The following is a 26666-nucleotide window of genomic DNA, read 5'->3' as shown; positions in this document are numbered from 1 at the left end:
GCTATAGATAATTTAAGAAAACTACTGCGAAAATTTTTTACTTGTATAACAAATGAACTAAATATTCACTTTAATGAAGAACAAAGAAGACAACTTTTATTAAAAATTATCACAAAAAATCATAGTGAGGGTGAATTAGACGGCTTAACTGAATTAGTTAGTCTCTTCAATGAATTTTATCCTCCTACTCCTTGTAGCGAAGCAAATGAAGCCATCCTGATCGCCTTAGAAAGAAATTATCCACTGGAACTTATTTCACAATTACTGCCAGAGGGGGATCTAAATGTCATAAGCAAAGCAGGGAAACTTCCGCTCTTGGTTACGCTAGAAAAAAATAACACTCCAGCATTACGTGTACTATTTGCTGCAGGGGCTGATCCCGGTATCCCTCTTATTTTTTTAGCTCCAGATGGGAGTACTAAAATTAGCAACATCAAAGGATATGCCACTGCAGTGTTTGAACGAAATCATCATATCAGTAGCTCAACACAATTGGATAATTCTGATATTTTGGCTATGTTGACGAATCAACCAGTAATCGAGATGCCTTCTTTATTGATTGTACGATGGCCTCATAGACCTGTACAACCGCAATTATCCAGGCATAGAGCAGGCCTCTTTGCTTCCCAAAATTCGGGTACTTCTGGTTCACAGACCAAATTATCACCCCAGCAAGCAGTAATGACAATCTCCTCACAAAAAATGCCTACTTTTTCGCACAATCCGCCGGCGATTAAACCCCGGGTTTATAACCCTCATTCAGCGACGGATAGAAAGCAGCTTGTTGAGAACCAAGGAAATACTTTCAGTTATATCAAGAAGAAAGATCGAGATGGAATAAAAAAGGTTTCTGTCCGAATAGGCCCCGTTCATCTCATTAATGGGTTGGGAGTATATGCAGAGAAGGAAATTTCTAAATCAATCTCAACCACCCCTGTTCTTATTGGAGAATATCGGGGCGAAAGAGTGGATCGTAATAAGGAAGATCCGAATTCTCTATATCATTTTAACCTATTTGATAGGAAAAGAAGCCGAGTCATTGGCGGCATTGATGCAAATCATCAACGCAATTGGTGTGCTTTCGTAAATCATAGCCATACTCCAAACCTTGAAGTAATACAAATGTGGGATGGAAAAGAAACTTATATTGGATTCTTTCCTTGTAAAGATATTAAAAAAGGAGAGCAATTATTTATTGATTATGGCTATAAATATTTTCACCATTTACCGGAGGCCATTCGTTTTTCTCCACTCTATTTGCATTCTTCTGATAATTGGAAAAGTGAAACCGAGTTGTTTTTGGACAATAAAGCATTTTATCATCCGCTTGTTGTCCACTTTGATGCACAAATGGTAGAGCGGCTCAAATTAAAGACGAATACCTGGATTGTACCTAAACTGTTTATTTTCATTTTAAATAATGAATTATCAAAATTAAGCCAGGAGTTAGAACAACTCGAGCATGTGGATTTGTATGCCTTAGCGTTACAGGAAAATAAATTAGCGGCTCAGGCACAAGAGCATTTAACCGCCCTGATGTTTGCTGCTTATTTAGGACGTACTGATTGTATTAACCTACTACTACAAGCCAAAGCAGATGCTGACCGTCGTATGTTAAGAACAGGCTATAATGCATTCCATATTTTGCTATTAGGCTTCGCGTCACACAAACAAGTTGCTACAATAGGCAAAAACTTATTAGCTGAAATGCACGATCATTTTTATTCAGATAACAATGGTCTTACCCTCCTTAACCATCTAGTAAAAGAGAATAACATTAGAGGATTAGAGCTCGTTCTTAATTATGCTTTACAGGAAAAAATTGAGCTAACTGAATATTTATTTGCTCCAGTAATGGCTGGTGAGAAAGAACTAGATCTGTTTGATTATTGTATCGCAACAAAATCGTTCACTATTCTTTGCACTTTGATCGAAAAAGTATTTAGCTCACAAAATACATTTCTCGCATCTTTAAAAAATCTGATGAAAAAAAATAGCCTGTTTGAAGCTGCTCTCTTACAAAGCCTCTCCAAAGAGGAGTTGACAAATTTGAAGGAGGTTTTAATTCAAACCCTACCGAAGAGCTTTGTTAATAAACCGAGTAAATTATTAAATTCTCTGAATCAGATCATAAAAAATAAAATAGCCGAGGAAGCAAACGAAGAAGAAGAAAAAGAGATGACAATTTCTCCCGGTTTTTAATAGTCTATGAGCAATCAGCACTCCTCCCGCAGTGGATCCTCCCAAAGGAGCAGCCCCTCCGAACTCCCTGGACTCACTGCGCACAAGCTACTTATGACAGCTATCCAAGAGATTAAAAATTAAATTTGCGTAATCTCAGATCCAAGCCTTTAAAATACCAATTAACAACAAAATCCAGCCGCTTATAAATGCGAAACCACCGATGGTAGGTAATGATACCCAGCCATTTAATGCCCGTAATACTCAAATAAAATAGGCTTCCTGAAAACTAATTCTTGATATGAAACATTAATAATGTTCACCAGGTCGACCTGATCAATTGAGGAGTAAAGTAAAAAAGCAACAGCTGTTTCTTCTATGGTATGCAGGGAGAAGACATTGGATTAAAATTTCTTTGTATGGCTTCCGGAGTAATATATTGGCTCATGTGATACGTACTTATTTCACCTTCTGTTTTTTTTGCTATTTCCTCCATCATTTTTACAGTATGATAATATTCCGTATCAATGGCTCCAATACCATTGATAGTATAGATAAGATTCGGCACATTTAAGCTGCTATTTGATGATTCGTTATTTACAGTACTAAAATAGTGAAGATTTAATTTCATATTTAAAGGGATTAAATTTGGATAACGGCCATAAAAATATTTTAAAGAACCTAAGACTTGCTCCTGCAAATCATCATAAATATTAAAATGAATTATTGCTCTTGGGTGAATTGAAGCGATACGATGCATTTGAGAATATACTATATTAATTTTATCTTCAGAAAGGGCAAAATCGACATGATTTCCATTCAAAAGTTCATCCAAAAGTTCATCAGATACACAATTTTTTAATAAATTTAATTTTTTTGCTAAAGCAACCTCATTGATGCAATTAACGGTAAAACCAGGTTTACGATTTGCGCTAATATCTGCTAATAATAAAGGATCAAACCACGCCCCCAATGATTTAGCTAATATTTTTGCAACAGGAAACGCTAAGTTATTTTGATTGTAAATACTATTTAAGCAATCCAGCCGAATACTTTGTCTATTTGAACTACTAATCACATAGTCGACAGTATACCCATTGGCTTTTTTTTCATTATTTAAATATTCAATCACCGGTTTATGCATTATACTAATTTCGCTGGGCTCCATATATTGCAAGCCAAAACAACCGTCATGATCAATCGCATTGACACGAACAAATTCGCTAATATTTCTTGTCATGGTCTTGAATGAATGAGTAAAAAACATATTCCTATGCAAAAAATTTACTGATTTATTTAATTTTCTAAACATATTATCAATACTAAAATGAATAAATTATGTGTATTTAGTTAGCAATTATTACACATATGAAATAAAATATCCAGAAAGAAGCGGCTAGTGCATCGTATCAAAGGCTGTCCGCAAACAAAGTGACTTCGCAGGTAGAAATGATCATTGATAATGGCTCCACTCATCGAAGTAAGATGGTTAAAATAATTTGTAGAAAACATGAATGAATTGAATTATTTTACTTCTATATTCAGAGTGCTAAAAATTTTCGGATAAGAAGTTCATGATACATTAATTCAATTGGCGTGATTTCAGATTCAAGCCTTTAAAATACCAATTAACAACAAAATCCAGCCGCTTATAAATGCGAAACCACCGAAGGGGGTAATGATGCCCAACCATTTAATGCCCGTAATACTCAGAAGATATAGGCTTCCTGAAAAAAGAAAATACCCCAAAATAAATCCTATACCAGCTCGATGCAGCCACTGATTCTTGATATGAAACATTAAAATAGACATTATTAGCAGCGCTAAACTATGATAAAACTGGTATTGAACGCCAATTTGAAACACAATCAAAGAGGATGCATCAAGTGTCCCCTTCAAAGCATGCGCACCAAAAGCACCCAACACATTAGCGAATAATGCAGATAGGACGGCAATAACCATGTATATTTTCTGCATGATATTCCTTCATTAATGAATTTTTCATGCTGATATTTTTTCATATGCGAAGAAAGGTATCAATCATTTGCCTCACTCTCGATTAATAGCAATCATTAATGGATTACCCTTTTATCAATACTCAGGTTCGACCAACACCTGGTTTCCCTGCGGTGGCCTTTTGCTAACACAGGACTTATTTAAAACCAATGTATCCAACTGCCCCGCGATCAGACATGTTGTCTTCACATAGATAGATCCATTTTCCCCTCATACTTTATACGAAACCACATCAGGGCAATCAGGGTTGCGGCATCGATTATTTTCATGGCATCCATCAATACATAAACCTCAGTTCGCGGTAGTATCTGCGTTAATATTTCCTCATGTTCCTCTTGCAAACCATGGATTCCTTCTTCGGGGCTTCCGGGAAATTCAGTATAGTAAATGTAAGTCTTTTCGGTCATCAATCCCGGACTCTTATAAACAGTAGCAAGAAGCTCCAAATGAGCAACTTTGAGTCCTGTTTCTTCATAGGTTTCTTTACGTGCCGTTTCTTCAGGATTACTGTTTTTATCAACGGTACCGGATACACATTCCAAGACAAAAGGCTCATCCGGATCGGCATTGCAAAATACCCCCAACCGAAATTCCTTAGCCAAAACAAAACTATCCAACCGTGGTGCATAAATAAGTACCAGTACAGAATCTCTACTGTGCACCATTTCACGCTCAGTTAGCTGAATCGATTTTTCAGATAAACTTAAGCTTGGAATCTCTAAATCATATTTATAAAGTTGCAGATAACCTTCATAAAGTGTTTCTTTGCCACGCTGTTTTATGGTGCTAGTCATGTTTATTATTCCTTAGCATTAAGAAGCTAAAAAAACTTTATTGGGCAACCGAAAAAGTAGCGCTGACTTTATCATCCAGATTAAGCTCAAATCGATCGCCGTTATTCACTGTTCCAATACCTTCAGGCGTACCCGTATAGATTAAATCGCCCGCTTGCAAGGTAAACATGGTACTGAGGTAAGCAATAATATACGGTATATCAAATAACATCAGCGCCACATCACCGTGTTGCCGATGACTACCATTTTGCTTCATCTGAAAGGTCAACCGACTCGGATCACCAATTTCATCTGCAGCAACAAATTTTGATACACAAGCTGCATGGTCAAAACCTTTGGCCAACGTCCAAGGCAATCCCTGTTCTTTCGCCATGGATTGTACATCGCGTGCGGTAAGATCTAAACCAACACCATAACCAGCAATGCACTTCAAAGCCTCTTCTGGCTTAATGTGCTTTGCCTCACGTCCAATCAATAATACCAGTTCGGTTTCATAATCAACATGATGAGAAAATGCTGGCAAATGAATTAAATTATCCTCCGTACTCAGCGCTGAGGTCGGTTTTAAAAAGACGACTGGAGCTTCTGGTTGTTTATTGCCCAATTCAGCAATGTGAGCTGCATAATTTCGCCCAATACAAAAAATATTGGCTACAGGCATTGCCTGTTTTTGGTTATGAAAAAAAACGTACTTCAAAATAAACTCCTTTATTAATACAAAAATTTCATGATGATAAACAAGATACTTTCTCTTTCTCACCATGAAGCATATTCAATCAACACGTATATAAGTCTTATAAACAGGCTCCCAAATATTAGCGGCAAGCTCTTTCACAAAGCCAGCTTCGTCAACCCCAGCAAGTCCCTCTGCGATAGCCTGTTTTCCTACTGCTTTTGCCACATCCAAACTGATGATGCGCAAGCTTGACAATGGTGGTAAGAGGTTTGCCTCCTTGTCTTCTCTAGCAGGTGAACGCGCAGCAAGAGCGAGCGCCGCAGCTTTGATCATCGCATCCGAAACGCGTTTGGCATGTGAGGCAATGATTCCTAATGCCAATCCTGGAAAAATATAGGAATTATTGGTTTGATCAATATGAACCTCTTTGCCATTGATTTTTACGGGGGCAAATGGACTTCCGGTGCCAATTAAAGCGCGACCATCAGTCCAATCAATAATATCTTGCGGTGTTGCTTCACTATGAGAGGTGGGGTTTGAGAGCGGGAAAATGACTGGGCGTGCAGTATTTTTTGCCATGGTTCGCACGACCTCTTCAGTGAAAGCTCCCTGCTGGGCAGAAACACCAATCAATACGGTCGGCTGCACATTACGAACAACATCGAGCAAACTAATGTCCTCAGAATTGGCGACCTGCCATTTAGCAACTTCTGAGCGCGTATGTGCAAAAGACTCCTGGTCTACGCTAAGACCTTTTCCACCTTCAACCAGAAGCCCATAACGATCCACCGCATAAATACGCTCCCCTGCTTCCTGGTCAGTCAAGCCAGCATCCCTCATTGCCGCGCGGATTAATTGTGCAATCCCATGTCCGGTTCCACCAAAACCAAAGAAAACCACTTTTTGCTCTTTCATGGGAATGCCGGTCACGTTAATCGCCGCAAGCAAGGTCCCCGTCGCCATAGCGGCAGTTCCTTGGATGTCATCGTTAAAGGTACACAACTGATTGCGATAGCGTTCCAGAAAGCGTGCGGCATTAACGCCGGCAAAATCTTCCCACTGTAACAAGATATTCGGCCAACGGCGTTTCACCGCAGAGACAAACATATCGACAAATTCATCATATTCCGGACCACGAATACGCCGGTTACGCCAACCAATATAGAGCGGATCATTGAGTCGCTCTTCATTATCCGTGCCCACATCAAGTAAAATGGGCAAACAATATTCGGGCGGAATCCCCGCCAAAGCAGTGTAAAGTGCCATCTTACCAATGGGAATACCCATGCCGCCAGCCCCCTGATCACCAAGACCAAGGATACGTTCCCCATCACTCACAACAATGCATTTAATAACATCATAACGTGGGTGAGCGAGAATTTTATCTATCAAATCCTTATTGGGATAACTGAGAAAAAGACCTCGTGGTTTACGAAACACCTCACTAAATTGTTGGCAACCTTCGCCAACAACAGGGGTATAAACTATAGGTAGGGTTTCCTCAATATGGTGAGCAATCAGCGAGTAAAACAGCGTTTCATTCGTATCCTGAAGATCACGCAAGAAACTATATTTCTCTAGAGGGGTTTGCAGTGAGGTCAATCCTTCATATCGACGCTGTTCTTGATTTGCCAACGTCCCAATGTGCGGCGGCAATAAACCATGGAGTGCAAACTCATCGCGTTCACTTTGCGTAAAAGCAGTACCCTTATTTAGCCGAGAATTATTGAGCAGATTATAATCAGTCAATCTGGTTTTAATCGTCCCATCAGTTTGATATTGTGTTTCTTTATCTGAAGCATTCATTAATAATGATCCTTTTATTAAGACAAATTGCTATAAAATTTCCAAGGCTAAGGCAATACCTTGCCCACCCCCGATACATAACGTGACAATGCCACGTTTCAAACCGTCGCGTTTCATTGAATACAACAGACGAGTGGTTAAAATTGCCCCCGTAGCCCCAATTGGATGCCCGTGTGCGATCGCCCCACCTTCAACATTAACAATGTCCTCACGCAAACCTAGTTCACGAGTAACCGCGATGGCAATAGCCGCAAAGGCTTCATTGATTTCTACACGCTCTACATCGCCTATTGCCCACCCTGCACGGTGCAACACTTGCTGGACAGCAGAAACTGGACCAATACCAAACATACCCGGCTCAACGGCACTGATGCCATAAGCAATGATGCGTGCCATCGGTTTAAGAGCGTGTGACGCAGCAAAACGCGCATCCGCAACAATCATCGCCGCAGCGCCACTATTTAGTCCGGGTGAATTGCCGGCAGTAATAGTACCGTCTTTACGGAATGCTGGTTTCAATTTGGCAAGGCTTTCAGCGCTGGTGTTCGGACGGTTATGCTCATCTTTTTGGAAGAGTTCTACCCCCTGACGCGAAGCAATTTCAACAGGTACAATCTCAGAAGCAAATCGACCGTTGGCTTGTGCTTTGGAAAAGTACTGCTGGGAACGCAAAGCCCAGGCATCTTGTTCTGCACGGGAAATGGAATATTTTGCAACAAGATCCTCCGTATGCCAACCGGAGGGATGTCCAGAAAACGCATCGTTTAAGCCATCCAGCAACATACTGTCGCTCACCTTGCCTTCGCCCATGCGATAGCCCCAACGTGCTGAGGGCAGTAAAAACGGGCATTGATCCATGTTTTCCATTCCTCCCGCAATAGCACATTGAATATTACCACTCATAATTTCCAGATAAGCCGAGACAATTGCCTGCGCCCCCGAACCACATACCCGATTCACAGTATAAGCAGGCACATTGACCGGAACACCACCATGAATAGCCGCTTGACGCGCAGGGTTCATCCCTGCTCCTGCCTGCACCACGTGTCCCATAACTACCGCCTGCACCAAATCAGGTGCAAGTGCAGCACGTTTGAGGGTTTCAGCAACAGCAACCGCACCTAATGTTGGGGCCGGCGTGTTTTTTAATGTGCCATTAAAGGTACCAATGGCCGTACGAACAGGAGAACAGATAAGAATATCAGTTGTCATAACTTTTCCTTATGAGCGTTATTTATGCTTCCGTACAATAGCTCAGATTTCTGATAACGTACCATTAAGTTTAGCAAGGATTTGGATTCTGTCTAAAAAATTCACATCATTAGCAACGGCTCCTAGCATAACACATGGATTTTATTGCGAGAAAGTATCCTTTAATGGACTCAGATCACATAATTTTGATTGATAAAAAAAGCATTTTTAATGCATTTCTACTTTCGGTAAAAAATAAGATAATTTATTTTCTGCTAAAAAAATACCCATTTGAAAAAGCGTATAACAGCCTAGTTTTTCTTTAATTGACGCAATATTGCGCTCGACAGTTTTACGTGAAACCTGATTTATCTCAGAAATAATTTGTGCTGATTTACCCAAAGCCAACCACCACAGACAATCGCGCTCACGTTCAGTTAAATAAGTATTTGCTTTAAAATTTAAGGCTTTTTTCCTCTTTTTTTGCAAAGGATTTACTTTAATCAGTTCAGTTGGACGATTATCGACAATGGTTGATGGATCAACTGTAGTTGCATGTTGATAAATTTCCTTTAACTCACTGATGGCGTTTAATTTCTCTTTAAATAAGTCGATAAATAAATGCAAGCAATCCATTTTTTCTAATAAACGCTGATTTAAACCATCATCACTCTTGTGCCCACTAAAGTGGAATGAATGGGATAGGCTATTAAAGTGCTGGGTAATACTTAAGGTATGGCTTTGGTCAAAATCAGCGGCCATGTTGTAAAGCTCTTCTTGTGCCCTATCAAGGGTTTGATAATCCCAAAAGTCATAATCGTATTTCTTTTTATTGTCCCTAGGTCTTACGAGGATGTCTTTTTTAACGTGTTCTCGCTTTAAGTATTGCTCTGCGTAATCAGCCTTTGAGCCAAGACAAAATGCCTTACCTAAAGAATCAAGCGCGGTATAGCCAAAAAAAGTTACCCCCAGACTTTGCAATGGGGAACAAAGATCATTAATTAACGTGTGATGTTTTAAACAAGGATGTAGAGAAATTTGTTCCATTCGCAAACACCGTTATGTTCAACAAAAGCACATATTAACTTATTTTGATACCAAACAAAAGACTATTTGTTTAATTATTTACCATTTATTGTTTTTCCCTATCGTTACTTCTTCTTGAACTATGTCCGATATTCGACATACACCTGATTAAAAATATTACATATGATCTCATTAATAATCTAAGCGGAAAAAATTAATCATGTATGCAAGAACAGAGTCTTTCACAGAACAAGTCTTACGCGATCACCGTTGGCCTGAACAAGCAAATAGTTGGCCGCAAAGCCGCCGCTTGGAAGATTATGTGCGTTTATTGCTTGCACCGTGGACTTTTAAATCATTGAGTGAAACATCTAAACTTCCTGATATTATGGCCTTATTATCTTTGGCATGGATGGCGGATAAACCAACGCCAATATTGGATCCAGTTGATTTTTTGCAAAGAATAAATCCAGAGAACAAACCAATTGTCGTTGATATAGGCATGGGTGATGCATTTGCTTTAAGAGAAATGAAAGAAAAAGCAGGCTTTGTAACCATCGGCTTAGGTCTACATGAAATTAATCCTGACAATGCACACTTCATTGATTTATTGGCATATAGTCCAGTTCCAAATGGTCCCGTAGCGCAAAGAATTTTTAATTACTTACGAGGCAAAGTGGCATTGGTTTGTGAAGCCTTTGGTGCTTCAACTTATGCCGCAGGCGAAACAAACCCTATAGAAGCACTCATTTTTGAAGGGTTATTACTAGCTCCAGGTGGGGTTGCTAAACTTATTGTTTCCAGTATCCCTAAAGAAGAAGAAGAGCAAAGTCCTTTAGGCTTTGCCTCCCAACGACAACAGTTAGTGAACTTTTTTAAAGACCAATTAGGGTTAGAGCTGCTGATTTCAAGAACCTATATTAAATCTTTAGTTATGCCAGGAAGTTATTGTGTTGATTTCCATGTAGAAATTAAGCGTAATCCTGAAGCGGTAGTCTCTGATAAATCATTAGAAGAATTATTTACTCTGGCGAAAAAACATATTGGCCAATGTAAAGTAATTCCTAAAAGTACCGATGTGGGCGAGTTTGGCGGCTTCGGTATTCGCGGACGCACTTATACACGCGAAGGTGAAACAATACAATGGAAAGGCCAGGATTATGCTCAAGGAGTGCAAGCCAAATCATTTGCGTTTGTGGGTGAAGGCAATACCTGTCCCTCCTTTACGCTACATTTTAACTCGAATGAACTAATGGGCGATTTTGCTACTCGTTTTGCCGAATATTATTTAAACAATAAGGCACAATCTGAATGGTCGATGAAAGTCAATGAGCAAAATAACCACGTCGTATTAACTTACAAAGATATGCAGCACAATAGAATTCATGCCAAAGCTCAAGCGAAAAACGAACTAAACCAAGTATTTCCAGGTTTATGGTCTGAATTTTCTGCGCATCGCTTGTTTCAACCACAAGCGAAAGAATTCGTTAAAAACTCTGCTGTTTGTAACGTTTCAACAACTTTAAATTGTAATTCCTGATGCCACAGTAAGGTGTTAGCCAATCAAGAGCAGGCTAAGATTTGTTGATCCTGGCCTGCCTCGATTAAGCCATTACTCATGAAATTAATTATCTAAAACAACCCGGTAACGTGCTTTTCCGGAGCGCAGATGTTCGATGGCTTTGTTAACATCGTGCATGGCAAAGTGCTCCGTCAATGGCAGGATCGTATGACGCGCACAAAATTGGAGCATGTCCTCAATTGTCGCTGGACTGCCAAAGGGAGAACCAGAAATACTACGCTGACCAATAATAAGCGGAAAGACTTGTGTAGAAATAGGCTCAGAAGGAACCCCAACTGAGTGTAGCCGCCCGCGTGGTGCCAGCGCATTAATGTAAGCAGACCAATCAAGGTTAGCATTAGCCGTATTTAAAATGAAATCAAACCGACCAGCCAATGCCTTCAGCGCCTTATTGTCTTTCGAATTAACAACATCATGGGCACCTAAGCGCTTCGCCTCAGCCTCTTTACCTGGGGTAGAAGAAAATGCCGTCACTTCACATCCCCATTTATTAAGAAACTGCAGTGCCATATGGCCTAACCCACCAATCCCAATCACACCAACACGCTGTGTAGGACGCACGTCAAATTGCACAAGGGGATTAAATACCGTAATACCACCACAAAATAAGGGACCAGCACTATGAGCATCCAGATTATCAGGCAATGTAATAGCCCATTCTGAATTACAACGCACCCTATCAGCAAATCCGCCATGTCGCTCAACGATGGTCTGTTCGACATTACTGCAAAAGTTATGATCGCCACTAAGACACGCATGGCAATACATACAACTTCCACTCATCCATCCCAGGCCAACACGCTGGCCAACTTTTACGTTTTTAACGTGCTCCCCGACGGCCATGACCGTGCCAATGACTTCATGACCGGGCACAACCGGATAGTTACTAAAACCCCATTCATTATCGATCATGGCAACGTCGGAATGGCAAATGCCACAGGATTCCACGTTGATATCAACTTGATCGGAGCCGATTTCGCCCAAGGTATACTCAAAAGGTGAAAGCGTTCCTGATTTTTCATGGCTGGCGTAAGCGTGAACTTTTGTCATGGTAATCATCCTTGAATTAGAAATTTAAGCGCTAATGGTCATCAGTGATTCAATAGCATCAATCAACCTAGATGACCAAACGTCCTGTCATATTATATATCGTGTTTACTAAAAATAAGACTGGCATAATATCCAATTATTGTCAAACAACAACCATATTGAAAAATATAAAGCCATAATAAGAAGATGCATAGCGCAGCCTCGAAGCCTTTACGTCAAGCTCACAAGGCTTCGAGAGGATAAACTCTGTCACAATTTATTAGTCTAAGCTCACATTAAATTCGGGTGTTGCTCACTCAAAATAAGTGAGTGAGAGGTTGAGGTCGCAATTAACTTGCCCGCTTTATTTTTCGCTTCCGCTTTTAAAACAAGTAGCGTTCTGGATTTGGCAACTAATTCTGCCCGTACCATGATCACCTCATCTTTTGCAGTGAAAGGACGAATAAAGCTGGTACTCATTTCGATGGTAACGGCAGGTCGCCCACTCACCATATACGTAAGAGGGCCATATACTTCATCAAAGACAGCACATAAGAAACCGCCCTGAAAGGCGGAAATAGGATTACAAAATTTCTGATCAAATTTGATTTCGGCGGCGATCATTTTGCCAAAGTCAATGTCGGTGTATCGCGTTCCCAAGGTTGCATTTGATGGAGGAGGCATGAGCAATGTAACCCCAGCTTTTGCAAATTTCTCAGCCATTTCACGCATGCTCTGCAAGACTTGCTCATGTACGCTCATCATGCCTCCGCTTTTAATAAAATCATCGACGTATTAAGCCCACCAAAACCGAAGCTATTATTCATAATTATTCGGGGTTGAAATTGCAATTCGGAGATACCTGGTGAACGAAAGCGAAAATCCTCATCCATTTTTCCCAGATTAAATGCTGGAGGCAAAAAGCCTTTATCAAGCATCAACGTACAAAACGCGGTCTCGATGGCACCTGCGGCGCCGCATGCATGCCCAGTAAGACTTTTCGTACTCGATACAAAAACGGAGCCTATGTCCTCACCAAAGATTCGCTCTAGAGCAATAGATTCAACTCGGTCCCCAAGTGGTGTGCTGGTTGCATGCGCATTGATATAATTTATTGTTTTTGCTTCAATCCCAGCATCATCAAGTGCCTCTTTCATCGCAAGATACGCGCCCTCCCCATGCGGATCAGGCTCGGTCACATGATACCCATCAGAAGCGATACCAAAACCAATGATTTCCGCATAGATCGTTGCATTACGCTTAAGAGCAGAATCCAAAGATTCAATGATGAAGCTTGCTGCCCCCTCACCTAAAACAAAGCCATCACGCTCTTGGTCAAATGGTCTTGAGGCTAAAACAGGCTCATCATTACGACGAGACAATGCACGCGCGGATGAAAATCCAGCAATACTTAAAGGGGTAATTGGTGCTTCAGCGCCACCGGCAATCCAAAGATCGCGACGACCGGCTTGAATCTCACGATAAGCCTGTCCAATTGCTTGCGAGCCACTCGCACAAGCAGAAGAAATAGCAAAGTTGGCACCTTTTGTTTGATAACGAATGCTAATTTGCCCGCTGGCAAGATTCGCCAGAATGGAAGGGATGAAAAAAGGACTAATTTTTCTAGCACCAGCACGGTGCAGCTCCATCGAAGCTTCTTCAATAGAGTATAATCCGCCAAGCCCTACTCCTATAGCAACACCGGCCCTTTTTAAGTCATCAAGATTAATATTTGCATTTTGCACCGCCATTTCAGTGGCAGCCAAACACATTTGAATAAAGCGATCATTGCGGCGAATTTCTTTGGGATCTAAAAAGTCTTCTGGGTGAAAAGCTGAACACTCACCAGCGAATTTTACTGGCAAATTTTCCGTGTCAAAAAGTGAGATGGGTTTTACCCCACTTAGTGATTCTTTAAGAGAATACTCAATCTGGTTCAGATTACAGCCAATTGGTGTGACCGCGCCAACACCGGTAATAACAACGCGTTTTGTTGCTCTGCTCATACGGACTCCCAAAATTCGATGAATCTCATTTCTAGTGATTACTCAATTGAGTATTTAGTACATGTAATGCAGATTGCCCAATATACAGGACAATTAAGATGTTCTAACGAATATCATTGAAAAAGCCGCATTTCCAGTGCTCACTTCTTTAGTATAGTGTTTTGGTTTAATAATGCAACTGGTTGTCCCTGCTAACAATTTACTTAAATCACCATTTTATTGGGCCTTGCTTCATTTGAAGTTGGTCTCATTATTAAACCAACTTATGATATAATTAGAAAAGATAGCCCATGAGAACATGATGAAGAGAAAAAGCTTAGAAGGTAACATCTGCGCAGTTGCACGATCACTGGATATAATTGGCGACTGGTGGTCGCTTTTAATTATTCGTGAAGCAATACGTGGAGTGCGAAGATTCAGTGAATTTCAACGTAATTTGGGTGCTGCAAAAAATATATTAACCTCAAGATTAAAAGCTTTGGTACATCAGGATATATTCAAAATAGTCCCAGCATCAGATGGCAGTGCATACCAAGAGTATATTCTCACTGAAAAAGGAGAGGCATTATTACCTGTACTCATTGCTTTGGCTCAATGGGGAAAAGAGTATTTATTTGCAACAAACGAACTTTGTGCCCAACCACTTGACGCGGCTCAAAAACAACCCATTGAAAAATTGCAGGTACGCTCACAAGACGGACGCCTTTTAAACAGAAAAGACATTATTATTGGACGCATAGATTAATTTATCTACGCAAAACAATTAGGCGATAAACACCATAACATCCGTTATCGTGATAAGGGCGAAGTAGGTGAAAATTATGAATTATTCTCAAGTCTCAACGATGCCTCGTATCCTAAATATGAAGCCTTACACACCCGTATTCAACATTGTTTATCAGGATACGAACTAATCATGCTTAATCACCCAATTTGGGCATCAAACAAAACTGCGGCAGAAAATAGCAATGTAGACATGGCGCCAGGTGAATCATCTTCGGATTACCCATGCCTTTATAAAAAGGTAAACCTTCAATTAATAGCACTGTTCCATAAGGCATGACACTGCTCAATAATAGAATCTCTTCGTTGTTTGGGAGTCTTTAATTCATCAAGAAGGTCAATATTATTGCTTATTGTTTTGCAAATCGTAATGTTTTTCTCAAGCAATTGTGATATTTCAGCCTTGGTGAAACTCGTAATGCACGTGATGGGATATAAGCCCGAAAATTCTATTAGTTCTTTTAAACTACCTTTTTCAGGAAAATCCCAACCCACTAAATGTAAGCCTGCACAAAGTCCATATTGAATGGCATCCTGGGTAAATCGAGTATTGGTTACAAGCCATCCTTGTAATTTTTCTTCAGCTTTTTTCTTATAAGATAGCTCAATATCCTGAAAACGTGCTTTAAAATATAAAGAAATCTTTACATCACTTTTAACGCCTAATCGATTGTGGTATTTGCATTCTATAAAAATTTTTTGCCCCTTGCATTGAGCCACAACATCAACCTCGTGGCTCACACAAAACCCAGCTACAATTTGGTTGTTTTCTGCTTGAAAACCTTGGCGTCGCAAAATTTCAGCAACATATTTCTCAAAAGGATAACCAGATAAGCCTAGCTGCATGATCGCTCGCTTCAAATGATATTTTGCCGCCAAACTACGTGATTTTTTACGTAACAACCGAAAAGCAATATGATAAATTGTATGCGTTGACATTCCTTCTACCAGGCAATGTGACACTTCATCTACAATTTCTTTAATAAGAGACTCATCTGCCCCCACTCGTTTTAACGACCGATGCAATCGATTTGGGTCAAAAGGGACTTTGGCACCCGATCTCTTAGTAATTGTAGTCATAATATTATTCTCCTGACCATTGCCATTTCGCTATCTCATCTGGATCAACTCCATATTGTTTAATATAGCGCGTATGCTCCATGAATTTTTTCTTATATTTTTTATTTAATCTCATCACTACTTTAGTCTCAATAACACCCCTTTGAGCCATAAGAGAAAATACTTCCAAAGCAAGGTGCCAACGACTGGTTCTGTTGCGAATATGCATGTCAAAAGGGGTCGTTGTCGAACCATTTTCAACATAACCATGAATATAAAATCGTTTTGTATTGCCATAAGGAAAAAGAAGTTGTTGCAGTACCGCAGGATAGCCATGAAAATTAAAAATAATCGGTTTGTCTCCCGTAAAGAACGTATCAAATTGCTCTTCTGTTAACGAATGAGAATAACCTAATCCTAAAGCAGATAATTCAATAATATTAACAAAACGAATTTTTACAGCAGGCGTTTCTTGTCTAATTAACCTAATGGCTGCAAGTGCTTCAAGAGAAACATAGTCACCAACGCCTGCAAGAACAATATCTGGATGCGGATCGCTAGCAAAATCCCAAATCATTAAGCCCTGCTCTAATTCAATTTTCGCCTGCTCTGGAGTCAACCAACATGGCTCAAATGTTTTTCCCGCCACAATAACATTCACTTTATTACGCGACTGAAAGCATTTTTCAAGGACGAATAAGGTACTGTTTGCATCAGGAGGGAAATAGACACGACCATAATCACCATTTTTTTGCAGTATATTGGAAATGAATCCCGGATTTTGATGAGAAAAGCCATTATGCTCTTGCCGCCAGCCTGATGAAGTTAAGATGTAATTAAGGGAAGGAAGTTCCCCGCGCCAGGGAAATTGCCGAGAGACATGCAAAAACTTCATGTATTGATCCACCATACTGGAAACAATTTGAATAAATGCCTCATAAGATGCGAAAAGGGCATGACGACCGGTAAGCACATAGCCTTGCATTAAACCTTGCAATGAATGTTCACTGAGCATTTCAATGACACGACCATCAACACTAATATCTTTATCCCACGCTTTTTGGGCCTGCAGATTTGCACGTGTTGTCTCTTCAAAAACCTTATCCAGTTTATTGGAATAAGTTTCATCGGGTGAAAACATTCTAAAATTACGATTTGTTTGATTTAGTTTAATTAATTCAGCAAGATAAGCGCCAGCAAACCGCATACTACTCGCCCCCATACTTCCGGGATGAATAATATCTTCAGTCATACCATTTAGATTAGGAAGCAATAATTTGTTTACCAGCTCAGGATCAGCATAAGTATGTTTATTCGCCCCCATGCACAAGGTGTTTTCAGGTATCAGACTGGTAATGTCATCGATAAACCCCTTTTTTTCATCAAATAAGGTATTAAATTGATAAGAGTGTAACCAATTCTCCAAAGCCTGTAATTCACTACGATCAGTTTTTGCATGGGTTACTACCACTTGGTGAGCGAGACAATTCCCTTCAATTTTCTGGCCATGTAATTTTTTAATTCCCGTCCACCCCTTAGGTGTTTTTAATATAATCATTGGCGGACGTATGTTTTTGTCATTTTTTCGTAAAGCATCAATATGTTGATAACACGTCTCAAGGGTGATGAGCATTTTTTTATAAATAGCGCCACCTTCAACAATAAAAGGCTCATAACCATAGCCATAAAAGAGTGATTTTAATTCTTTATTGGTCATTCTGCCAAAAATAGTTGGGCCAGAAATTTTATACCCATTGAGATGAAGAATTGGTAAAACAACCCCATTTTTCGTTGGATCTATAAATTTATTCAAATGCCAAGCCGTTGCAGAAGGCCCTGTTTCTGCTTCACCATCCCCAACAACACAGGCAATAAGAGTACCTGGATTATCAAGTACCGCGCCATAAGCTGTAGCTAATGAATAGCCTAATTCACCCCCTTCAAGAATAACTCCAGGTGCCCCTGGATTACTATGACTGGGAAACCCATAAGGCCAACTAAAATTTTTTATTAAATATTCAATACCAACATAATCATGGGTCGCTTGAGGATAATAAGTTTTTAAAGTACCTTCCATAAAAAGGTTGGCTTGTAAAGCCGCAAAACCATGACCAGGACCGAGAATAAAAATAGTAGGTACTCTATGTTTTTTAATAAGAAAATTGAGGTGTGCATAAATAAAATTAATTCCAGGACAAGTACCCCAATGCCCCAAAAGCCGTGGCTTAATATCCTGGAAATCGAGTGTTTTTTTCAGTAAGAAATTATTAATCAAATAAATCTGGGCGGCAGAAAGGTAATTAGCAGCACGTACATATTTTTTGATTTGTTCTAAAGCACACCTCATTTACATATCCCTAAGTAATTGATGATATTAGTACTTATGTCGATACCATTAGAACAATGTTGGATGGTATTGCACGTAATGATGTTTTCAACGCCAGAGGCTAATAGTTGTTGATAAGCATCTCCCGCAAAAATAGCATGAACACCAATACAAATTGGCGGGTGCATCTTTAATGATAATAAATGTTTTACAGCCCCTATCATGGTCATACCTGTAGAGATAATATCATCAATCAAGACCGGAATAGCATTTTGGTATTTTTCAATATTGGGGATAGAAACTTCAACTTGTTTATCTCCCTTACGAATTTTTTCTAAAATGAGAAAGGGAGCATTAGCTTTCCTGGCAATATCAGCCACCCATTGCTGACTCTCGGCATCTGGCCCAATGAGTATTGGCGCGTGCATATGTTTGTGTATCCACTGAGCTATATTATCCGTAGCATGTAACACTGTGGCGGGAATGTCATAAATAGCGCTTAATGTATGCCATCGATGTAAATGAGGATCGATTGTCACTAAACCATCAAAATAGCGAGAAAGTAATTGGGCGAAATATTTTGATGTAATGCCTTGACCTGGTTCAAATACCTTGTCTTGACGCATATATGCAAGATAAGGCGCAATCAGCGTTACTTTTAACGCACCTTGTGCCCTTGCTGTTTCTGCAGCAAATACAAGCGGCACTAATTTTGTATTCGGTTGGTCTAAACTAGTAATAAAAAACACTTCGCGCCCTGCAACATTGGAATCAATTTGCATCACTGTTTCCTCATCAGGGAATTGATGTTGTGTTATGCTCCCTAGTTCATACTGACATTTTTTTTGAATAGTTTTCGCTAAAGCATCATGGGCAAATAAAAGAAAAAATAATGGGCGATTGTTCCATGCTCTACCCCAAGTCGGAAAATATTTTGTGCACAGGTCTATACTATATTAGCAAAAGAATGGAACTGACAAGCAATATGCAGATAAAGTACTCGTTCCCGTACATCCAAAAAAATATTGCGCGCTCTTATAACCCGGTAGCTCCCTATATATTACTATTCCGTCAACGCGTTTATCACGAACTGACTTCGATCTGGAAAATATCATGACCTTGTTTAAGAAAATCAAGCGCATAATGAAGTTGTCCCTTAGTTTCGGCAGCTATTTTAAATAAAGGTTGCGATTTCCTAACGATCGTATTTAACGTCACTAACAACTCAACCCCCGCAACTTTGGCCTGTGGTGCACCAGCTAATTTAGCAACGCGAGCAATATGACGGTTATCAATGTTAATAATGGTGCCGGACACCGTTGACTCAACGGTATGAGAAAAGGCGGCTTTGGGAATATCATGCAATCCCCCTTGAGCCATGCAAATGGCTTCAAATTTCGCAAGTGCTTTGCCACTATCTAGAATCGCAGTTGCAATGTTTATACCTTGCCCAGGAAGTACCCCTGGCGAAAATTCAAGGACCTGCCCCGCTAGTAATAAGGCTCGTTCTCTTAAATTTTGCGGTGCATGCTTATCACACTGAAGTACGGCCCATACATCAACAGCCTCAAGAGCCGGACCTATACCTCGACCAATAGGTTGTGAACCGTCTGTGATCATAATTTTCGTTTCAATACCAAACTCTTGCGCAACAGACTCCAAAGAACTTTTAAGCAATTTCCCGTGTTCAATTGATCTAACTTTAGCGGTGGTGCCAATGGGCATATCAATTACAAGGTGCGTGGAACCCGCCGCAATTTTTTTAGATAAAATGGAGGCTATCATTTGCCCCTCACTATCTAAATCCGCCGTTCGTTCAATCCTGATGAGTAAATCATCCGCAGGACTTAATGACATCGAGCCGCCCCAAACAAGACAGCCATTTTCTTGCTCAACTACCTTGCGCATGGCAGGAAGATCTAAATTAACTGAGGTAAATACCTCCATGGTGTCCGCTGTACCTGCAGGAGAGGTAATGGCTCTTGAGGATGTTTTAGGAATCATCAAGCCAAAGGCAGCCACAATAGAAACAACGATTGGTGTCGTCCGATTTCCAGGCAAACCGCCAATACAATGTTTATCAACTACAAGAGAGGAAGGCCAGGTTATACGTTGACCGGAGTCAATCATTGCCGAAGTCAGATCCAAAATTTCTTTTTTTGATAATTTGTCTCCAGCACTGGCAGCAATAAACATTGCAATATTAATATCTGAGAGCTGTCCTGAAATAAGATCATCAATAATTTGTTTTGTTTCCCCAGTTTTCAGTTCATTCCCATATACTTTGGAACGAATATAACTTAGCGAATCAAGCGGTTTTGGATGGGTAATTGAAACTTGATCCCCATTTTTTGCCGCTAATAAATCCCAGGCATAATCGGATAAACTCGCTTCATTATGGCGTAATAAATCAGTTTCGATCGTATTGACGGTTGCAATAATGGAGCGCTTATTTAAGGCCACGCGCACGCGAGCCTGTGCATAGAACCCCTCAGATTTACAGATATGGCAATCTTCTCGCATATAAATAATGGGTTCTTTATAGGTATTAATCCCCAAATATTTAAGACTTAAAGTTGAATGCCTGTTTCTCATAATTGCTCCGTTTGATTATATAAGGGAACAACACAAGACCAACCCAATTCAGCTTCAATTTTGTTTTTTAAAGATAAAGCCGCTGCGGGCTCACCGTGAGTAATAAATGTTTTTATAGGTGGCGCATCAAAATGTTTAAGCCATTGAAGAATTTCTGCATAGTCCGCATGCGCTGAAGTACTTCGAATCTCGTCAATCTCGGCATTCACAGGGATTAGATCACCATGAATTTTTATTTGTTTTATACCATTGAGCATATCTGCTCCTCGAGTACCTCTAGCTTGAAACCCTGTAAACAAAATAGTATTTCTTGCATCTGGGGCATAGGCCCTTAAATGAAATAAAATGCGACCACCACTAGCCATACCACTGGCAGAAATAATGATCTTGGGTTCTTTTGTGCTATCAATCTGTATTGACTCTTCGGCAGAGCGTACATAGGTAGCAATCTTACACAGTTCTTCGCACTCCGTTTTAGTCAAACGTAAATCTTCACTATGTTTCGACAAAATATTAGTGGCATTAATCGCCATGGGGCTATCTAAAAATATGGGTATATTCGGTAGTGAGTTTTCTTTTTTTAACTCAGAAAGGTAGTACAAAATAGCCTGCGTGCGTCCCACAGCAAAGGCAGGTATAATTACCGATCCACCTCGTTGGTATGTTTTATCAATAATGCGTTTTAATATATCTTTGGGATTATCTTTCTCGTGAAGACGATCACCATAAGTTGATTCAGTAACCAGATAATCCGTTTGTTGCACTAGTGTTGGTGCGCGCATTACTGGCTCATTCATTCGTCCCAAATCCCCGGTGAAGAGAAGGGACTTACCTTCAGATTGAATTCTGACCAATGAAGCACCAATAATATGGCCTGCAGGAATAAATTGAAAACTGATCTCGTTAATCAGTTCTACCACAGAATTATAAGGTTGGGGACGAAATAATTTTAATGCTTTTTCGGCATCCTTTGCCGTGTAGAGCGGCAATGCCGGATTATGCTTGGAATAATGATGCCTATTGGCATGTTTTGCATCTTCCTCTTGTAAGTGTGCGCTATCAGGTAACAATATGTCACATAAATCCTTCGTGCCCTGGGTGCAAAAAATAGGCCCTTTAAATCCATTTTTGACTAACAATGGTAAATAACCTGTATGGTCAATATGGGCGTGGGTAAGAATGACCGCATTAAGGATTTTGGGATCAAAGGGAAGAGAATGCCAATTTCGTAATCGCAATTCTTTCTCGCCTTGAAAAAGGCCACAATCAAGCAAAATATTTTTTTTGTTAGCAAAAGATAATAAATATTTTGAACCTGTAACTGTTTCTGTCGCACCTAAAAAAGTAATTTGCATGGGTTTATTCCATTAATTAGTTCCATACCATTCCCTGGAATTATTGACTAATTTCACGATAGACAACATTACAGGAACCTCAATTGATATATCAATAATAGTCTCTAATGCCGCACATGGCTAAAAACCTAATAGATTTTTTACATCAAGTATAAGCTGATACTTGAAAGTATGAGAAAGACCATGATCATTATTGCCTACTTACATTTAACGCCGTACATAGTTTTTCCAAAAATCCAACCACATTAAAAGGCGTCGATCTAAATAAGACCTACCATAAAAAAAGGTAACTGCTGAAGGTAATATATTATTAGACTACTGTGCCACAACCAAAGCAAATAATCGAAATCGGTCATTAAAGCTCATTAAAAAGAACAAAAATCGGGCTGAATTATTATCAGCCCGACCTATTTTTTATCTCATTCTTGGGAAATAAATATTTGCATCATCTGAGACTTTTGGGCTCTCAGTAAGCGATAAAGCCCTAGATAAAAAGCGATACTCCTTCCCTAAGTGACGATCTGGCAGGTGATTTTCATTAGGGTTGACCACTGATTTTGGCTCAGACGCTTTTTTTAAGATCTTAATATAGCATTGACAATAAGCCTCTTTTATTTTCATATGCAAGCGCTCATCCTCCCTAAACAGTAATTTGTTTTGTCCTTGGGAGCGAAGCTTTGTCCACAGATAATGTTCTGTATAACGCTCTTTATATCTAGTTCCATTTGCTACATTCCGGCTAGCATTCCGGGTGGCATAATATTCCGCTCGTTGAATAGGATCTTCTATTTGATTTGCCAGGAGCGCCATAACGTAATTTTTATGGCAGCGTTCTTTAATTATTTTTTGTTCAACAGGTGAAAACCCCTCTAATAAAGTATCTCTGCATTTTGCAAGACTCCACACATAATCAATGGTATGAACTGTTTCAAAATATTTTTCTGCTGCTTTTGCAGCAGCTTTCCCCATATTTGTTCCCACATTTTTGGCTATAGAAAGGGCTTTGTCTAATGTTATGGATTGAACAGCCTCTTTTGCTTGCGCAGAGCTTGTTGATTGAGCATGAACTGCAAAATTATAAAACATTGAACGAGACTCTGGTTCAGTCCGTGGAACCTGTGGCTCTTGTTGTCTTTGAGCGCCAATTAAAGTTTGCACGAAATGCCTATAGTATGCATTTTTTACATCGAGATGAATCTCATGGCCATTATGCAATGCTCTCTTATCTTGTTCTGGAAGAGCATTCCAAATATTTTCGAATGTATGAATTGTATGAATATATACAATACCCTCCGCTGCTCTGGTTTTTGCAGAAACATCAGCCAAAGAGATAGCCTTGTGAATAAGATCGGAATGAGTCACTCGTTTCTCTCGTTTTTCAATCTCATCAACTCGAACTCGCGTTGTTAAACTATTGAGCTTTCTTTTTTTTTGTTTCAACTCGCTGAGTCTCTTCGCTTGCAAAGAAAAAAGCCTGATTTCCCACATTAAAACTCGGTTCTCTGAATTCCGATCCATCCCTAATACTAACTGCGTCAGAAGGAAGATCTAAAACTCGATCCCACCATCCTAATGGTTGTTTTTCATATTTTTTTTTCATAATTAAAGTATTTAGTAACCGTGTAAAAATTATACCCACTTAAAATTAAGACATTATTAAGCAATAATTAGGCAAATGGATAAAAAAACAGCAATCGCGCTGCTCACGTAATTTAAAATGCAATGGTATATTCTCAATGCGTATTTAACCAAGCTTGAATGACCTTCATACTTTCCTCAATCACATCTATGGCTTGCTGATAGAGCGGTTCGAGCAAATCATGTTGTCCCGTTTTCCAATATCGCTCAAGATACTGACAAGCCATTTTGATTTTCACCGTGCCTACATACACAGCTCCACCTTTAATTTTATGGGCAACGTTTTGAATTTCATCCCAATTATTGTCAGCATATGCTGCTTTTAGAAGTGCCAAATCTTCAGGCAATGACTCGTTCAGCATCAATGAAAGCATTTCGACTAATAAAGCCTCATTTCCAAGTGCTTTGTTCGCGGCTTCGCTGTCTAAATGAGGAAACTTCGACAGCTCAAACAAAGCATGTTGAGTCTTTGGTAAATCAGATGAATATGCGCTGTTTTCTGGCAAGTAATCCTGCTGAGGGTAACCGGGGATAAAAGCCTCAAGAATATCCGAGCAGCTTTTTACGGTCAGCGGTTTCATAAGTACCGCATTCATTCCTGCATCAATACATCGTTGGGTATTTTCATCACCTGCATGTGCTGTAAGCGCAATAATCGGAATGTGCGTATCGCGGACTAATTCCATAATGCGAATCTTGTGGGTTACCTCATAACCATCGCGATCAGGTAAACCTACATCCATAAAAATTAAATCATACTGCCCAGTACTCCATAAATCGACCGCCTTTTTCCCGGTTTCCGCAAGCTCTGTATCGCAATTTAGTTTGCCTAGTATTGATTGAGCAACTTGTTGTGCTATAGGGTTGTCTTCCACCAAAAGAACACGGTATTTGTCAGAATTTAACGCTTGAGGGAGCGGTTTACGTACACGGTTATCGGACATTTCAAAACGATACTTACTAATATATTCCGGTTCCTCTTCAACCCCTAAAGCATCATTGAGTAATGATTCATTTAGTGGAAAGACAAACGTAAATTTTGAGCCTTTTTTCAAAACACTTTCCACATAAATTTCTCCATCAACCTCATCAACAAATTGTTTGACGACTGAAAGACCAAGGCCTGCTCCTTTATAGATACCTTGGTAAGATGAGGTAAGACGAGTGAAATGCATATATATTTCTTGTTGTTTGTCTTTGGGGATCCCAATCCCTGAATCTTCAACGACCAGTTTAATGATGAGCTCTCTACGCTTTCGTTTCATAAGGTGCACCGACAAACGGACAAATCCGGTGTCGGTAAAATTTAAAGCATTCGCAATTAACTCCAAAGCAATTCGATGCACACGTATTTGATCGCCGATAACATACTCAGGGATGGAATCATCAACATCCAGGGTTAATTTTAGGTGCTTATGTGCCGCTTTGGCACGGTTTAAATCGATAATGTGTTGTAATGATTTTTTTAAATTAAATTTTTTCTTAAGTCTTGGGATTTCTCCTGAGCCGACTCGAATTGCCTCTAAGACCTCATCTAATAATTTATGAAGCGCATGGCTGGATGCAACTAAATTGTCTACATATTCCTTAACTTGAGGGCTGTTAGACTCTTGTTTTAATAAATCTGCAAAACCAACTATCCCAGACAAAGGGGTGCGAATATCATGGCGCATATTATCCAAGAATTCCAACTTTGCTTTATTTGCTGCTTCAGCAAGCTCTTTCGCTTCACGTAACTTTACCTCCATTTCCTTCATCTGGCTAATATCCAGAGAAACCCCTAATACGCCAATAACCTCTTTATGCTCATCACGTAAAGGAACTTTATGTGATAGATAGATTTTAGGACCTTCTGACATATCAATGCATTCTTCTTGAACCTGAGATTGCCCCGTTTGCATCGCTAGGTTATTGATTTTATTGAGGTATTCTGCCTGCTCTTTCCAAGGCATATCGAAGTTCGTTTTGCCAACAATTTCTTTTCGTGAAGCTAACCCGGCAGATTTAGCTTGTAAATTATTGCACCCTAAGAATTCGTTTTTCGTATTAAGCCAATACACATGGCCCGGTAGCGAGGCGATGAGCTCATCTAAAAAACGAGAATATTTTTTTTCATCTTTCAATTGTTTTTTTAAAGCGCCGAGCTCTTCCTGCAATTGGTTTAAGGATGCGAATTCCTTTCTTATCATGCCAGTCTTCTTATTGTTTTTTTTAATTATAGGTCTATTTTTATTTATATACTACAAGCTCATTAAATAAACACTCAATAGCCGAAAAGTGAATTTTTTGTTATAATTTTGCTCAATTCAATACTACTCACCAAATAAAAAGACGGAACTATGGTTAAAATAAAAGGTTCTAAAGATGGCGATATTTTAACAGCACAATTTAAAGGACAAGCAAAATCCTTATTTCCTAGTTTAAAAAAAACCAAAGCCCTAGTGCTATTAAGCATTCGTGGCAACCCTTATTGTACTGAACAGTACCTAAAAGCCATCATTGAAAAAGCAACTTCTGAATTTGAGTTCACGACCTTTCTGATTGCAGACGAGGTCTATTGGCATAACTTATGCCATGATTTTAAGGATCCCCCTATTAGTCAG

The 26666-nt window shown here is 39.6% G+C and carries 20 protein-coding genes and 1 pseudogene; 4 read left to right on the top strand and 17 right to left on the bottom strand.

The features are described from left to right. The coding region (locus tag LDG_RS11230; protein WP_040535529.1) for an SET domain-containing protein-lysine N-methyltransferase at nucleotides 1–2202 on the top strand (2202 nt) is incomplete at its 5' end. Nucleotides 2203–2557: 355 nt separating this feature from the next. Here LDG_RS11230 and LDG_RS11225 read toward each other — a convergent pair. From LDG_RS11225 to LDG_RS11195, 7 genes are all read right to left on the bottom strand, one after another. After that, nucleotides 2558–3493 (bottom strand): hypothetical protein, encoded by a 936-nt coding sequence (locus LDG_RS11225; RefSeq protein WP_006871485.1) that lies wholly within the window; start codon nucleotides 3491–3493, stop codon nucleotides 2558–2560. 296 nt (nucleotides 3494–3789) lie between these two features. After that, the gene (locus LDG_RS11220; RefSeq protein ID WP_006871484.1) at nucleotides 3790–4158 is read right to left on the bottom strand and encodes a DUF423 domain-containing protein; all 369 of its coding nucleotides are present in this window, start codon (nucleotides 4156–4158) and stop codon (nucleotides 3790–3792) included. A gap of 224 nt (nucleotides 4159–4382) precedes the next feature. Then, the gene (locus tag LDG_RS11215; protein ID WP_006871483.1) at nucleotides 4383–4991 is read right to left on the bottom strand and encodes an NUDIX domain-containing protein; all 609 of its coding nucleotides are present in this window, start codon (nucleotides 4989–4991) and stop codon (nucleotides 4383–4385) included. A 37-nt stretch (nucleotides 4992–5028) separates the two neighbouring features. After that, complete coding sequence (locus LDG_RS11210) at nucleotides 5029–5688, bottom strand: fumarylacetoacetate hydrolase family protein (RefSeq protein WP_006871482.1); 660 nt, start codon at nucleotides 5686–5688, stop codon at nucleotides 5029–5031. A gap of 75 nt (nucleotides 5689–5763) precedes the next feature. Continuing rightward, the gene (locus LDG_RS11205; RefSeq protein WP_006871481.1) at nucleotides 5764–7473 is read right to left on the bottom strand and encodes an NAD-dependent malic enzyme; all 1710 of its coding nucleotides are present in this window, start codon (nucleotides 7471–7473) and stop codon (nucleotides 5764–5766) included. Between the two features lie 30 nt (nucleotides 7474–7503). After that, the gene (locus tag LDG_RS11200; RefSeq protein ID WP_006871480.1) at nucleotides 7504–8685 is read right to left on the bottom strand and encodes a thiolase family protein; all 1182 of its coding nucleotides are present in this window, start codon (nucleotides 8683–8685) and stop codon (nucleotides 7504–7506) included. A 207-nt stretch (nucleotides 8686–8892) separates the two neighbouring features. Next, the gene (locus LDG_RS11195) at nucleotides 8893–9711 is read right to left on the bottom strand and encodes a helix-turn-helix transcriptional regulator (RefSeq protein WP_006871479.1); all 819 of its coding nucleotides are present in this window, start codon (nucleotides 9709–9711) and stop codon (nucleotides 8893–8895) included. A gap of 199 nt (nucleotides 9712–9910) precedes the next feature. Between LDG_RS11195 and LDG_RS11190 the strand changes: the two genes are divergently transcribed. Beyond that, nucleotides 9911–11230 (top strand): hypothetical protein, encoded by a 1320-nt coding sequence (locus tag LDG_RS11190; RefSeq protein WP_006871478.1) that lies wholly within the window; start codon nucleotides 9911–9913, stop codon nucleotides 11228–11230. Between the two features lie 84 nt (nucleotides 11231–11314). Here the strand turns inward: LDG_RS11190 and ahr are convergent, their stop codons facing one another. From ahr to fabF, 3 genes are all read right to left on the bottom strand, one after another. Further along, a complete protein-coding gene (gene ahr, locus LDG_RS11185) occupies nucleotides 11315–12322 on the bottom strand; it encodes an NADPH-dependent aldehyde reductase Ahr (protein WP_006871477.1) in 1008 nt (335 codons plus the stop codon). A 270-nt stretch (nucleotides 12323–12592) separates the two neighbouring features. Next, nucleotides 12593–13024: a PaaI family thioesterase gene (locus tag LDG_RS11180; RefSeq protein WP_158307883.1), complete on the bottom strand. Its 432-nt coding sequence runs from the start codon at nucleotides 13022–13024 to the stop codon at nucleotides 12593–12595. 38 nt (nucleotides 13025–13062) lie between these two features. After that, nucleotides 13063–14307 carry a beta-ketoacyl-ACP synthase II gene (fabF, locus tag LDG_RS11175; protein WP_006871475.1) on the bottom strand — a complete coding sequence of 415 codons (1245 nt, stop codon included), beginning with the start codon at nucleotides 14305–14307 and terminating at the stop codon, nucleotides 13063–13065. Between the two features lie 298 nt (nucleotides 14308–14605). On the opposite strand from fabF, the gene LDG_RS11170 reads away from it, so the two are divergent. Then, nucleotides 14606–15052 (top strand): winged helix-turn-helix transcriptional regulator, encoded by a 447-nt coding sequence (locus LDG_RS11170; protein WP_199484687.1) that lies wholly within the window; start codon nucleotides 14606–14608, stop codon nucleotides 15050–15052. 287 nt (nucleotides 15053–15339) lie between these two features. On the opposite strand, the gene LDG_RS11165 is transcribed toward LDG_RS11170, so the two are convergent. From LDG_RS11165 to LDG_RS11130, 7 genes are all read right to left on the bottom strand, one after another. Further along, nucleotides 15340–16170, bottom strand: a complete 831-nt coding sequence (locus LDG_RS11165) for a restriction endonuclease (RefSeq protein ID WP_006871472.1) — start codon at nucleotides 16168–16170, stop codon at nucleotides 15340–15342. Between the two features lie 4 nt (nucleotides 16171–16174). Continuing rightward, complete coding sequence (locus LDG_RS11160) at nucleotides 16175–18496, bottom strand: phosphoketolase family protein (RefSeq protein ID WP_006871471.1); 2322 nt, start codon at nucleotides 18494–18496, stop codon at nucleotides 16175–16177. Further along, on the bottom strand, nucleotides 18493–19419 hold the full coding sequence (locus LDG_RS11155; RefSeq protein WP_050805558.1) for a ribose-phosphate pyrophosphokinase: 927 nt from the start codon (nucleotides 19417–19419) through the stop codon (nucleotides 18493–18495). Before LDG_RS11155 ends, LDG_RS11160 begins: the two co-directional genes overlap by 4 nt. A gap of 139 nt (nucleotides 19420–19558) precedes the next feature. Then, a complete protein-coding gene (locus tag LDG_RS11150) occupies nucleotides 19559–21070 on the bottom strand; it encodes a thymidine phosphorylase family protein (protein ID WP_006871469.1) in 1512 nt (503 codons plus the stop codon). Further along, a complete protein-coding gene (locus LDG_RS11145; protein ID WP_006871468.1) occupies nucleotides 21067–22425 on the bottom strand; it encodes an MBL fold metallo-hydrolase RNA specificity domain-containing protein in 1359 nt (452 codons plus the stop codon). Before LDG_RS11145 ends, LDG_RS11150 begins: the two co-directional genes overlap by 4 nt. 414 nt (nucleotides 22426–22839) lie before the next feature. Further along, nucleotides 22840–23865: a hypothetical protein gene (locus tag LDG_RS11140; RefSeq protein ID WP_006871467.1), complete on the bottom strand. Its 1026-nt coding sequence runs from the start codon at nucleotides 23863–23865 to the stop codon at nucleotides 22840–22842. Between the two features lie 293 nt (nucleotides 23866–24158). After that, nucleotides 24159–26252, bottom strand: coding sequence for a response regulator (locus LDG_RS11130; RefSeq protein WP_006871466.1), 2094 nt, complete (start codon nucleotides 26250–26252; stop codon nucleotides 24159–24161). Nucleotides 26253–26402: 150 nt separating this feature from the next. On the opposite strand from LDG_RS11130, the pseudogene LDG_RS19690 reads away from it, so the two are divergent. Continuing rightward, nucleotides 26403–26666: pseudogene (locus tag LDG_RS19690) on the top strand (hypothetical protein); the annotation flags it as partial.

Origin of the sequence: Legionella drancourtii LLAP12 (assembly GCF_000162755.2) — a bacterium.
Taxonomy (GTDB): Bacteria; Pseudomonadota; Gammaproteobacteria; order Legionellales; family Legionellaceae; genus Legionella; species Legionella drancourtii.
The sequence above is the reverse complement of the archived record's forward strand: the minus strand, read 5'-3'. Positions and strand labels throughout refer to the sequence as shown.

What these genes read in the sequence shown, in the direction of transcription:
- LDG_RS11160 (WP_006871471.1), bottom strand. Translation starts at nt 18,496, where the DNA reads ATGAGGTGTGCTTTAGAACAAATCAAAAAATATGTACGTGCTGCTAAT.
- LDG_RS11180 (WP_158307883.1), bottom strand. Translation starts at nt 13,024, where the DNA reads ATGGCTGAGAAATTTGCAAAAGCTGGGGTTACATTGCTCATGCCTCCT.
- LDG_RS11165 (WP_006871472.1), bottom strand. Translation starts at nt 16,170, where the DNA reads ATGACTACAATTACTAAGAGATCGGGTGCCAAAGTCCCTTTTGACCCA.
- LDG_RS11150 (WP_006871469.1), bottom strand. Translation starts at nt 21,070, where the DNA reads ATGAGAAACAGGCATTCAACTTTAAGTCTTAAATATTTGGGGATTAAT.
- LDG_RS11200 (WP_006871480.1), bottom strand. Translation starts at nt 8,685, where the DNA reads ATGACAACTGATATTCTTATCTGTTCTCCTGTTCGTACGGCCATTGGT.
- LDG_RS11205 (WP_006871481.1), bottom strand. Translation starts at nt 7,473, where the DNA reads ATGAATGCTTCAGATAAAGAAACACAATATCAAACTGATGGGACGATT.
- ahr (WP_006871477.1), bottom strand. Translation starts at nt 12,322, where the DNA reads ATGACAAAAGTTCACGCTTACGCCAGCCATGAAAAATCAGGAACGCTT.
- LDG_RS11190 (WP_006871478.1), top strand. Translation starts at nt 9,911, where the DNA reads ATGTATGCAAGAACAGAGTCTTTCACAGAACAAGTCTTACGCGATCAC.
- LDG_RS11220 (WP_006871484.1), bottom strand. Translation starts at nt 4,158, where the DNA reads ATGCAGAAAATATACATGGTTATTGCCGTCCTATCTGCATTATTCGCT.
- fabF (WP_006871475.1), bottom strand. Translation starts at nt 14,307, where the DNA reads ATGAGCAGAGCAACAAAACGCGTTGTTATTACCGGTGTTGGCGCGGTC.
- LDG_RS11170 (WP_199484687.1), top strand. Translation starts at nt 14,606, where the DNA reads ATGATGAAGAGAAAAAGCTTAGAAGGTAACATCTGCGCAGTTGCACGA.
- LDG_RS11130 (WP_006871466.1), bottom strand. Translation starts at nt 26,252, where the DNA reads ATGATAAGAAAGGAATTCGCATCCTTAAACCAATTGCAGGAAGAGCTC.
- LDG_RS11215 (WP_006871483.1), bottom strand. Translation starts at nt 4,991, where the DNA reads ATGACTAGCACCATAAAACAGCGTGGCAAAGAAACACTTTATGAAGGT.
- LDG_RS11195 (WP_006871479.1), bottom strand. Translation starts at nt 9,711, where the DNA reads ATGGAACAAATTTCTCTACATCCTTGTTTAAAACATCACACGTTAATT.
- LDG_RS11145 (WP_006871468.1), bottom strand. Translation starts at nt 22,425, where the DNA reads ATGCAAATTACTTTTTTAGGTGCGACAGAAACAGTTACAGGTTCAAAA.
- LDG_RS11225 (WP_006871485.1), bottom strand. Translation starts at nt 3,493, where the DNA reads ATGTTTAGAAAATTAAATAAATCAGTAAATTTTTTGCATAGGAATATG.